Annotated in this window: 9 protein-coding genes; 6 read left to right on the top strand and 3 right to left on the bottom strand. The window is 42.9% G+C overall.

The window, feature by feature from the left end; translation table 11 throughout:
- Positions 1-571: 571 nt before the first annotated feature.
- Positions 572-826 (top strand): hypothetical protein, encoded by a 255-nt coding sequence (locus tag RMX98_RS35730; protein ID WP_322680452.1) that lies wholly within the window; start codon positions 572-574, stop codon positions 824-826.
- Between the two features lie 141 nt (positions 827-967).
- On the opposite strand, the gene RMX98_RS35725 is transcribed toward RMX98_RS35730, so the two are convergent.
- Entirely contained in the window at positions 968-1,999 is a 1,032-nt protein-coding gene (locus tag RMX98_RS35725) for a VOC family protein (protein ID WP_322680453.1), read from the bottom strand.
- A 206-nt stretch (positions 2,000-2,205) separates the two neighbouring features.
- Here RMX98_RS35725 and RMX98_RS35720 point away from each other — a divergent pair, with 206 nt between their 5' ends.
- The 3 genes from RMX98_RS35720 (at position 2,206) to RMX98_RS35710 (ending at position 5,254) form a co-directional block, all read left to right on the top strand.
- Positions 2,206-4,260 (top strand): FAD-dependent oxidoreductase, encoded by a 2,055-nt coding sequence (locus tag RMX98_RS35720; protein ID WP_322680454.1) that lies wholly within the window; start codon positions 2,206-2,208, stop codon positions 4,258-4,260.
- 317 nt (positions 4,261-4,577) lie between these two features.
- Complete coding sequence (clpS, locus tag RMX98_RS35715; protein ID WP_322680455.1) at positions 4,578-4,904, top strand: ATP-dependent Clp protease adapter ClpS; 327 nt, start codon at positions 4,578-4,580, stop codon at positions 4,902-4,904.
- Positions 4,905-4,909: 5 nt separating this feature from the next.
- Positions 4,910-5,254 (top strand): DUF2103 domain-containing protein, encoded by a 345-nt coding sequence (locus tag RMX98_RS35710; RefSeq protein ID WP_322680456.1) that lies wholly within the window; start codon positions 4,910-4,912, stop codon positions 5,252-5,254.
- Between the two features lie 35 nt (positions 5,255-5,289).
- On the opposite strand, the gene RMX98_RS35705 is transcribed toward RMX98_RS35710, so the two are convergent.
- Entirely contained in the window at positions 5,290-5,613 is a 324-nt protein-coding gene (locus tag RMX98_RS35705) for a hypothetical protein (RefSeq protein WP_322680457.1), read from the bottom strand.
- Positions 5,614-6,319: 706 nt separating this feature from the next.
- Here RMX98_RS35705 and RMX98_RS35700 point away from each other — a divergent pair.
- Positions 6,320-7,891, top strand: a complete 1,572-nt coding sequence (locus RMX98_RS35700) for an ATP-binding protein (RefSeq protein WP_322680458.1) — start codon at positions 6,320-6,322, stop codon at positions 7,889-7,891.
- A gap of 97 nt (positions 7,892-7,988) precedes the next feature.
- Here RMX98_RS35700 and RMX98_RS35695 read toward each other — a convergent pair whose 3' ends face one another.
- Positions 7,989-9,098 carry an S-(hydroxymethyl)glutathione dehydrogenase/class III alcohol dehydrogenase gene (locus RMX98_RS35695; RefSeq protein WP_322680459.1) on the bottom strand — a complete coding sequence of 370 codons (1,110 nt, stop codon included), beginning with the start codon at positions 9,096-9,098 and terminating at the stop codon, positions 7,989-7,991.
- A gap of 335 nt (positions 9,099-9,433) precedes the next feature.
- Between RMX98_RS35695 and RMX98_RS35690 the strand changes: the two genes are divergently transcribed.
- On the top strand, positions 9,434-10,717 hold the full coding sequence (locus RMX98_RS35690; RefSeq protein WP_322680460.1) for a valine--pyruvate transaminase: 1,284 nt from the start codon (positions 9,434-9,436) through the stop codon (positions 10,715-10,717).
- Positions 10,718-10,923 lie beyond the last annotated feature (206 nt).

The following is a 10,923-nucleotide window of genomic DNA, read 5'->3' as shown; positions in this document are numbered from 1 at the left end:
GACTGACAATGCTATTTCTCTCGTTCCGATACTTTGTATGAGAATGAGTCAAGCCTGATCAAGCTAGGTTTTTAGGATTTGTGTGTACACCGTAGCCGCTCTTCGGGAGGGAAGACAAAGCGTAGCTTTGGCGGGGTGGAGATCTTCGGAGTTAATCAAGTAATCAAGCGGAGATGATATGACTTATACCAATTCTGTATGAAGATGCATTTAATTTTTTAACGAACCGCCTTCGCGCAGCGTCTCGTTAGAGAAGAACGCCAAGAGCGCCAAGATAAGAGTTTGAGAGAGTTTGGCGCAGCTTCACAAAGAAACGGCATTACTCAAAATTAACTTTGACTTACTCATTTTGGTGTTTTCCGCAAGCAAAATGAACTTTGACTTATTCAAAATTAACTTTGACTTTCTAATTTCAGTGTTTTCCACACTGAATTACCTTTTTTTTGTGTCTTATCCTAAGATTCAATCAAAATATTTACTTCTTCGGGAATTGGAATTTTCTACAATGTATATACACAAAGAGAAAAGTTATAGTCTATAAATTTAACTAAGAATTACAGAGAGAAAACTTATGACACAATCTAACGCACAAGACAAAAACAGCTTTCTTTACCCACGTAGTCGGTATTATGGTAAATTTCAGCCAGAAAACTTAGTGTTTAATGCCAATCTCCAAGAATTTTCTCAAAAAATTAGTTACATTACTTGTCTAGAAACAGGGGGAAAACTGTCTCAAGAAGAAGCTTACGAACAAATTAAAGCACTTTGGAAAGAATTGAAACAGAGCAAAAAACAACTGGCTATTGGTGGAAATAAACAAGTTTAAACTAGCGGGCATTGGAGATTGGGCATTGGGGATTGGGCATGGGCAATAGTTCTTCCTCCCCTGCTTCCCCTGCTCCCCCTGCCTCCCCTGCCCCTCTACCTCCCCTGCTCCCCCTGCCCCTCTACCTCCCCTGCTTCCTTCTTAACTACCTTCTAACAAAGTCCAGAAATAGCCATCTGGTGCGAGAAAAGAGAAACTTGTCTCGCCAAATTCATTACTAATAATGTCTGTAACTTTTTGTGCAGTACTTGCCTTGATGCGATCGCAATACTCCTGTATTCCTTTAACGCGATAAGTGTATAAAGACATACCCAAGCTACCTGGTTGAGCTGCCTCAAAGCGCGATTCTAAATTAATAGATTCTGGGAATCGAATGACATAAAGTCTACCACTACGTGCAGCCATCAGGTCAGACTTAGAAGAACGGGGATCATCAAAAGTAGTGACAATAAACTTTTCACCAGGGTTAAGGTCAAAAATATCTTTACCTGCTGGCGAAGATTCATAGCTAGTTTCGACTCCATCACGCACACGCAGCAAACCCAAAACGTCTTCATAAAACTTCAGAGTTTCTTTGCTGTCATCCTGAACGATAATCCCTATATGAGTAAACTGACTAGTCTTGAGAGGAGCATTATGGTTAACTTGTCCGTAATGCGGTAGTGTATAGCCAAACCGTTGAAATAAAACCTGTCGAGCTAAGGGTTGCAGTAGCAGCATTTCTCGCACACCAACTGCTGGCTCAATGAAAGGACGGCTTTTTCTCTCTTTGTTGTAGATGACTTCCCAATAAGGGTTAGAGTGCCTAATAGGAAAACCTGCGGCTTTTGCATCCTCTATATGATTTAAAATACCTAAGACATCCGCAGTTAAGCTTGTCGCCCAGCGATTTCCCTTAATTTTCATCGACGCAATTCCCAAACCTTCATGGGTGGGATTTTGCCAAATCATTAGCCGAATCAAACCATGATCTGCATTTTGGTGGTAAAGGCGAATTGAGCGTAAAGACGAATTTACCCCATATAATTGATGGGCTACATCTGCGGTTAATTCACCCACTTCACCAATACGATAGCCAAATTGCTCCCAATACTGAATTGCAGAAATTGGCTCTGGGATGCCGATACAGACTTCATAGATACCTTGAATTGTCGTTTGTTGTTCGTCAGTCATAGCAATTTTGGATTTTAGATTTTAGATTTTCCTATAAGCGACTGGCGTGTAGGGTGCAATAACTGTGGAAATCATAACTAATTATTAGGACATGATATAAATCCTAAAGAATTGTTTTGCCCAATCTCCAATTAAATAAGCTTGTAATGAACATTTGCTGGATGCTACCTTCTAGGTGACACAGGATTTGGAGCGGTTTTTTAACAATGAAGCATAGACACAAAATAGCTTTGAGCTTGACATCGCTGCTCAGTCTCAATTTGGTATCTAGTTTACTTGCATTTGATAGAGCGATGGCTGCGCCAACGTCTCCGACGAACGCTGCGCCACCCAGAACCCCAGACAAAACTGTTAATTGCGAGATTTTAGTTGTAGGTGGTGGACTATCTGGTGTAGCGACAGCTTACGAGGGTTTGTTAGCAGGGCGAACAGTTTGTCTTACAGAAATTACTGACTGGCTGGGAGGACAAATTTCTGCTCAAGGGACATCTGCGTTAGACGAACGTCCAACTCAGCGAGCTCTTAAATTCTATTCTCGCGGCTACCTAGAATTGCGAAACCGCATTGGGCGCAAATACGGTAAGCTTAACCCTGGTGATTGCTGGGTAAGTGAATCTTGTTTTCTTCCCCGCGATGCTCACGCTATTTTGACCCAGATGCTTAAAGATGCTGAAAAGCAGGGCAAAGGAAAGCTGCAATGGTTTCCCAACACAGTAATTAAGGATTTGGAAATTGCTGCTGATGGCAAAATAATTAATGGTGCGATCGCAATCCAACATCAACCGTCAAAAGGCGCACCACCTCTGAATACTTTTACTTTATCTCAAAGCATTGAAGATTCTTATAGGTACGAAAACTCATCTCGATTTACTAAAACTATTCTCCGTTTCATCCCCAAGGCAACCAAAGAGGATGCTCCTAAATGGTACGTCATAGACACCAGCGAAACTGGAGAAATCATTGCCCTTGCTGATGTTCCCTATCGATTAGGTATTGATGCCCGTTCTTACCTAGAACCTTCTGCATCTAGCACCAACGACGATCCATATTGCCCTCAAGGCTTTACCTACACCTTTGCAATGGAGGCAACCAAGGAACCGCAACCGCAGACAATGCCCCCATTTTATTCACAATATGCGCCATATTTCAGCTATGAATTAACGCGACTGGCTAACTTTGATTTAGTTTTTACCTATCGTCGCATTTGGAGTCCAAACAAAGGTAAACCAGCAAAATTCGGCGGTGTAAGTTTTACTGCGGCGACACCAGGGGATATCTCGATGCAAAACTGGACTTGGGGTAACGACTACCGCCCTGGAACTAGTCAGGATAACCTAATTTACACGCGCCAACAATTAGAAGCTACAGGGCAATTACAATCAGGGGGTTGGATGGGAGGATTGCGAACTGAAACCCTCCGCAAGGCTGAGGAAAATGCCCTCTCTTTTTATTACTGGTTGGTAGCTGGGACTACAGATTCTCAACTAGGGGATGGTGTCAAGCAGCAGCAACCCAATAACCGCTTTGTTTCGGGTTTAAATTCTCCAATGGGGACAGTGCATGGTTTATCGAAATATCCCTATATGCGAGAAGGACGGCGCATCATTGGCCGCCCCAGTTGGGGACAACCCCAAGGCTTTGGTATCTGGGAAATTGATATTTCCCGCCGTGACTACAATGATGAATATTACCCCAAGACTCTGCCAGCAGATATGTATCGGAGGCTACGAGCAGCAGTTGCAGGTTTGGAAGCAGTATCAGTAATTGACGGTAAAGTTCCACCAGACAAAGCAATGCGACGGACTCGTTCTACCATCTTCCCTGATGCTGTGGGTATTGGTCACTACGCCATAGATTTCCATCCTTGTATGGTAAATAGTCCCCCAGAAGCCCCTGGAAACACAGAACGTCCAGGCGAAAGACGCGGTGCGGGTCAAGCTTATCCCTTCCAAATTGCTCTGAGGGCAATGATTCCTCAAAAAATCGACAATTTGCTAGTAGGTGGCAAAAGCATTGCTACTAGTCATATTGCTGCTGCTGCCTATCGGGTACACTCCTTTGAATGGTCATCTGGCGCAGCTGCGGGAACTGTGGCTAGTTTTGCGCTCAAAAATGCGATCGCACCTTACCAACTAGTCGATGACTTACCTAAACAAGAGCCACAACTAGAAGCACTCAAACGGCTTTTGCAACAAAATGGCAACCCTACCGCCTTCCCAGATACATCTATTTTTAACGAAAACTGGGATAATTGGAAATAGGGCATTGGAGACTGGGTATTAGGAATGTAAATTCTTTCCAATACACAATACCTAACTCTAATATCAAGTTCGGTTGATTACAAGTAATAAAATTTATCAATGTAGGTTGGGTTGAAGGCAGTGAAACCCAACATGAACAGAGAGCAAATGTTGAGTTTTGTTCCTTAACCAAACCTACAAATATTACAAGTGTTTAACCGAACCTGATATAACTCTTGGCTCTTAACTCCTAATTTTCCAGTCCCCAATCCCCAGACAATGGACTAAACTAGTTACTTGTAGTCTAGTTTTGTAAAATTATATTGACCAATAGTTGTATGCTTATGACACTTTCAGCAGATATTTACGGGATGGCCACAGCACCAACTATAGCTCCTGAACGGTCTAATCAAGTTATCCGTAAAACTTATCCGAATTACAAAGTGATTGTATTAAATGACGATTTTAATACATTCCCACATGTGGCTGAATGTTTAATGAAATATATTCCGGGAATGAGTGGCGATCGCGCTTGGGACTTGACTAATCAGATACACTATGAAGGTCAAGCGATCGTCTGGGTTGGGCCTCAAGAACCTGCGGAACTCTATCACCAGCAGCTGCGCCGAGCAGGTTTGACAATGGCACCTCTAGAAGCAGCTTAATCATCATGGGCAAACCTACCGCAGATTCTGGCAGCACGGCTTCTCTACGAGACGCTACGCGAACACAAAAATCTGCCAGACTGGTCTGGAATCATTCAACACACCTTTCTGGCCTTATCCCTATTTTAGAACGTCTTTGTCAGCACGAGGGTATCCAAACCGTGACACCGGGAGTGATTGGGCGGGCAAAAGGTCACTGTCCAAAAATGCAACTGCGCGTCTCAGTACCGATTCGCGGCGGCTATAAAGTCATCGCACGACAGGGAAAAACGGTACAAGAAGTGTTTATTTTAACCACTTTGCCCCAAGAGCAACTAGAAACGTCATTAGCGATCGCTATGAAATCTTAACCATGCCTCATACCCAATTCTCAATTCCCAAATAACTATTCCTCAACCCGATGTACTGCAAATTTGTGTAGCGGCAGACTAAGGATACAAGAAAAAGTTAAAAAATATGACAGAGCTGTAGTTATTTTCAAAGTCATGACTAGAGATTCCCAGTCGGGTAAAATCATTTTCTCTATGCCGAAAGCTACACAGTAAACCAGCCAGTAACTAAAGCTCATTCTAAACAGAATCCGCTCTGTTTCTTCCATATCATCATTTTTTTGCTGCTTAGTGTCCCACAGTAACACCAATCCAATAATACAAGCTACAAAGGAAACAGCAACTACAGATTCGTGACAAAATATATTTAACGAATGCATTTGTGTTTATTCCCGCATTTTTCCAGTTGAAATTCAGTCTAAAGGAATATTCCTTCCAGAAATACAAACTATTTACAAACCTCAATAGAGTCATGCCTTTTATGTAAAGTCATGCAACAAAAATTGTTGTTTTGCAAATTATAGATATTTTTAATAAAAATTAAATGATTCAACACCAGTGGCAGTTACTTAAGAAATTGGCAAAAAATAAATGATCCCAAATTATTCGTACATCTGTACGCCCCTACACCTTTGAAATCAAAGGTGTGATAACATTTATACCTACGCACAATACTGAATACTTAGCTAAGAAGTTAAAATAATTATACAAGCAAATAAGTAAGCAAAAAATGCGTTAAAAGATTAGACCTCTTGCAAAAGTAACTTTTGCAAGAGGCGGGAAAAGGGTAAGGGGGAAAGGGAAAAGGAATAAAAAAACCTTTCCCCTTTAACCTTTCCCCTTTTCCCTACTTATGCAAGAAGTCTATTGTCGTCTCAAAAATCAAGGTTAAAATTACGATTAAGATTAGGTTTCAGCAGATACTTACCCGCTTTACCTAAGTTTTTATACAGACATCCCCTTTATTCGGAGTCTTCTATGAAAAATATATTACAAACCTCCATCCCTCAAGAACAGAATTTACGTCAGAGCTATAATATTTCGTCTTATAACAGGCTGCTTTCGGTAGTGAAGGATTTGGCTAGTGTGAGGACTATTGAGGAAATTATTGAGATTGTGCGTTTGGCTGCTCGCGATCTCACTAATGCTGATGGAGTAACCTTTGTACTGCGGGATGGTGAATGTTGCCACTATGTAGATGAAAACGCTATTGGGCCACTTTGGAAAGGTATGCGTTTTCCGCTCAAGGCTTGCATCTCCGGTTGGGCAATGCTCAATAAAAAAGCAGCCGTGATTGAGGACATTTACCAGGATGCTCGAATTCCTATTGATGCATATAAAGTGACTTTTGTCAAGAGTTTAGTAATGGTTCCCATACGGATTGCTGATCCATTGGGTGCGATTGGAGCCTACTGGAGTAAAATACACCAAGCCACACCCGAAGAGATCGAACTACTTGAGATTTTGACCGACACTACAGCAGTTGCGATCGCGAACGTTCAACTTTTCCAAAAACTTACGAACCAAAACGCGCTTAAAGACAAATTTATTGCAATGCTAGCTCACGAGTTGAGGAATCCCGTTGCCCCCATCTCGAACGGAGTTCAGCTTCTCAAGTTGAAGCTGGGCGAGACTGGCTCAGTCGGAGAAACAGTTTTAATGATGCAACACCAGATTAAGCACCTCTCGAAATTGATTGATGAGTTACTTGACGTATCGTCCATCACCTACGGGAAGATTTCATTAAACCTTGAGAAGCTTAATCTAGTGGAATTGGTTCGCCAGATTCTTAATGACTATGCACAAGCAATAAAGAAATCGAATCTTACCGTAATAGAAGACCTGCCAAACAAGCCTCTGTGGGCTTATGTTGACCCGACTCGTTTCTTCCAGGTCTTTAGGAACCTTCTTGATAATGCCTTAAAGTTTTCCAAGCCAGATGGAACGATTTGGGTGGATGTCTCATTTATTCCCGGTGAAAATGGCTCAGGCAGTGTAGCGGTCTTATCTGTCAGAGACTCAGGCATAGGAATAGACCCGACAATCTTACCAGAACTATTCGAGCCGTTTACCCAGGCCGATCGCAGTTTAGATCGTTCGAGGGGCGGGCTAGGTTTAGGACTCTCGGTAGTAAAAAGCCTTGTCGAACTTCATGGTGGTCATGTTGAAGCCTCAAGTAGAGGGATCAATTTGGGAGCAGAATTCAAAGTCACTCTCCCTATGTGCGAAGAGGTTACAGCTTGGGATAACGACCAAGAGATTATAGAGACGGCTAAAAAATCGTTAAAGATTTTAGTCATCGAAGATAACGACGATTCAGCCGTAACATTACAAGCAGTACTTGAGCATTTTGGGCATGAGGTTTCCATTGCCAACAATGGAATTTTAGGGGTAGAAACCGCAAGGAAGTTTGAGCCTCAAGTGATTATTTGTGACATCGGACTTCCCGAAATGGATGGATTCGCCGTTGCAAAAGAACTGAGTAAAGATTCCAAATTTACTCGTTCAATTCTGATTGCACTCACTGGCTACGGTAGCCAGGAGGATCGGCAGCTTGCGCTTCAGGCTGGTTTCAAATGCCACTTGACTAAGCCTGTAGACTTTGAGATTCTGACGGCAGAAATTGACCGATACTTTGATGAAGTATTATCAAGTTAACGAATTTTGCTACTTGTGAATTTTGACTGAGGAGTATCAATTCATTAAATCATCTGTGGCAAGCTCACCCGGATAAAAGCGATCGCTCAAAATTTCCTCAAAAAGTCACTACACTCCGAATTGATTCACCTTTGTGCATCAATTCAAAAGCATCATTAATTCGCTCAATTGGCATCACATGGGTAATTAAATCATCAATATTTATCTTGCCTTGCATATACCAATCTACAATTTTTGGCACATCTGTACGTCCTCTAGCGCCACCGAATGCCGAACCTTTCCAAACGCGCCCAGTTACTAATTGAAAAGGACGAGTACTGATTTCCTGTCCAGCACCAGCAACCCCAATAATCACACTGACACCCCAACCCTTATGGCAGCATTCTAATGCTTGACGCATAATCTTGACATTACCGATACATTCAAAACTGTAATCAGCACCACCTTTTGTTAAATCAACCAAATAGGGAACTAAATCACCCTCTACTTCCTGGGGATTAACAAAGTGTGTCATACCAAACTTTTGGGCTAAAGCGCGTTTGTTGGGATTAATATCCACCCCGACAATCATATTTGCCCCTACCATCCGCGCCGCTTGGATGACATTTAAACCAATACCACCCAACCCGAAAACAACGACATTTGCTCCCGGTTCCACCTTGGCAGTATTAATAACTGCCCCAACACCAGTAGTCACACCGCAGCCAATGTAACAAACCTTATCAAACGGTGCATCTTCCCGAATTTTTGCCACTGCGATTTCTGGTAGCACCGTATAGTTGGCAAAAGTGGATGTACCCATGTAATGATGAATCATTTGCCCATCAAGACTAAAGCGACTAGTACCATCAGGCATCACACCGCGTCCTTGGGTTTGGCGAATAGCTTGACAGAGATTAGTTTTGAAACTCAGACAATATTCGCACTGGCGACATTCGGGAGTGTATAGGGGAATCACATGATCCCCTGGTTTGAGACTAGTGACCCCAGCCCCTACTTCCACTACCACACCAGCACCTTCGTGTCCCAAAATAGCCGGAAATAAACCTTCGGGATCATCACCAGATAAGGTAAAAGCGTCGGTATGACAGACCCCGCTTGCTTTAATCTCAATCAACACTTCGCCGGCTTGCGGGCCCGATAGTTGAACGGTTTCAATCGTCAACGGCTTACCTGCACTGTAAGCTACTGCTGCTTTAACTTGCAATGTCAGCGCTCCTGTATAGTTTTGTCAATCGGCTTATTTGAGTTTATATCGGAGAGTGCTTTAAGGATATGAGGCATTGGTTGTTCTTCTTATCTCCCAGTCCCCACTTCCCTCATAGGCATTGAGCGTATGATACACTTTTGTATCACTTCATCGTATTTACTAAGGACGATCGCGGCTAGAACGATAAATATTATTACCTTTGTTAAAATGTCATTCTCTAGCTAGATTGGTTAAAGGCGGTAACAGCTGTTTTGACAACGATGTAAACTGGATGTCAGCAGCGAACCCCAAATAATTTGTCCACCCTCAATTAATATATTTTATTACAACTTATGAACCCTGCCCTAACTCAAATTGGCGCTCAAATGTCCAACCTGACTGGTGTCAGAGCAATCATGAAGGATATTATCGAAACATTACGAGCGGGTGCAGGGAAGCAGTTTATTAATTTGAGTGCTGGTAATCCGTTGATTTTGCCAGAGGTAGAACAATTATGGCGGGATTGCACTGCACAGCTTTTGGCTAGCCCAGAATATGGTGAGGTAGTTTGCCGTTACGGCTCAAGTCAAGGCTATGCACCATTAGTAGAAGCGATCGCTAACGACTTTAACAAACGCTACGGGTTAAACTTGAGCGATCGCAATATCTTGATTACACCCGGCAGTCAAACCCTCTACTTCTACGCTGTGAATAGCTACGGTGGCTACACCCCTAGCGGCGAGTTAAAACAAATCGTTTTGCCCCTCAGCCCTGACTACACAGGTTACGGCGGTCTCTCCTTAGTTCCAAAAGCGTTAACTGCTTACAAACCAACTCTCGATATTGATGAAGCCGCCCACCGATTTAAATATCGTCCCGACTTCAGCCAACTGTCGATTACAGAAAATACGGGTTGTATCCTCTTCTCTCGCCCTTGTAATCCCACTGGTAATGTCCTCACTGAGGATGAGGTGAAAAAGATTGCTGCTTTAGCTGCGCCTTACAATCTGCCCGTGTTAATTGACTCGGCTTATGCGCCTCCCTTCCCGGCATTGAACTTTACCGAAATGACACCAGTGTTTGGCGACAATATCTTACACTGCATGAGTTTATCAAAAGCAGGATTACCAGGAGAAAGGGTAGGTATTGCCATTGGCGATGAGAAGTGGATTGAAGTACTGGAGTGTTTTCAAGCAAATATTGGTCTGCATTCTTCACGTTACGGCCAAGCGATCGCAGCTCTTGCAATTAATTCTGGCGCTTTAGTAGAAATTTCTCACACTGTCATCCGTCCTTTTTACCAAAATAAATTTACCGTTTTAGAAACCAGCCTAGAACAAGCAATGCCCAAGGATTTACCTTGGTATCTCCATCGCGGTGAAGGAGCAATTTTTGCTTGGTTGTGGTTACAGGATTTACCCATGAGTGACTGGGAATTTTACCAGCTAGTTAAGCAAGTAGGTCTGATTATTGTCCCAGGAAGTACCTTCTTCCCCGGTTTAGAGGAAGAGTGGGCGCACAAACACCAATGCTTCCGCATCAGCCTTACCGGCAGCGATGAGGAGATTGCCACTGCTATGCAACGTTTAGCAAAAGTGGCTGAAGAAGTTTATAAAAGTGCGGTGGTGACTGCCTAGTACTGCAAGGCGGAATTAAAAATTAAAAACTAAAAATTAAAAATGAATACAGCGTAAGCATTTCATTGATTTGGAATGGTTCGGCAGTCCGGTCTTCTCCCTTGGCGCTAGCCTCTCCCTTTGGGAGAACTACGGTGTACACACAAGTCTTCTAGAGTTGCGCCACAGCCTTTTGATCCCCCCAACCCCCCGATAAATTGGGGGGC

It is taken from the genome of Nostoc sp. DedQUE02, from assembly GCF_034531035.1.
Lineage (GTDB): Bacteria > Cyanobacteriota > Cyanobacteriia > Cyanobacteriales > Nostocaceae > Nostoc.
Note: the sequence above shows the minus strand (reverse complement) of the source record. Positions and strands in the feature narration are given on the sequence as shown.

What these genes read in the sequence shown, in the direction of transcription:
- RMX98_RS35730 (WP_322680452.1), top strand. Translation starts at nt 572, where the DNA reads ATGACACAATCTAACGCACAAGACAAAAACAGCTTTCTTTACCCACGT.
- RMX98_RS35725 (WP_322680453.1), bottom strand. Translation starts at nt 1,999, where the DNA reads ATGACTGACGAACAACAAACGACAATTCAAGGTATCTATGAAGTCTGT.
- RMX98_RS35720 (WP_322680454.1), top strand. Translation starts at nt 2,206, where the DNA reads ATGAAGCATAGACACAAAATAGCTTTGAGCTTGACATCGCTGCTCAGT.
- clpS (WP_322680455.1), top strand. Translation starts at nt 4,578, where the DNA reads ATGCTTATGACACTTTCAGCAGATATTTACGGGATGGCCACAGCACCA.
- RMX98_RS35710 (WP_322680456.1), top strand. Translation starts at nt 4,910, where the DNA reads ATGGGCAAACCTACCGCAGATTCTGGCAGCACGGCTTCTCTACGAGAC.
- RMX98_RS35705 (WP_322680457.1), bottom strand. Translation starts at nt 5,613, where the DNA reads ATGCATTCGTTAAATATATTTTGTCACGAATCTGTAGTTGCTGTTTCC.
- RMX98_RS35690 (WP_322680460.1), top strand. Translation starts at nt 9,434, where the DNA reads ATGAACCCTGCCCTAACTCAAATTGGCGCTCAAATGTCCAACCTGACT.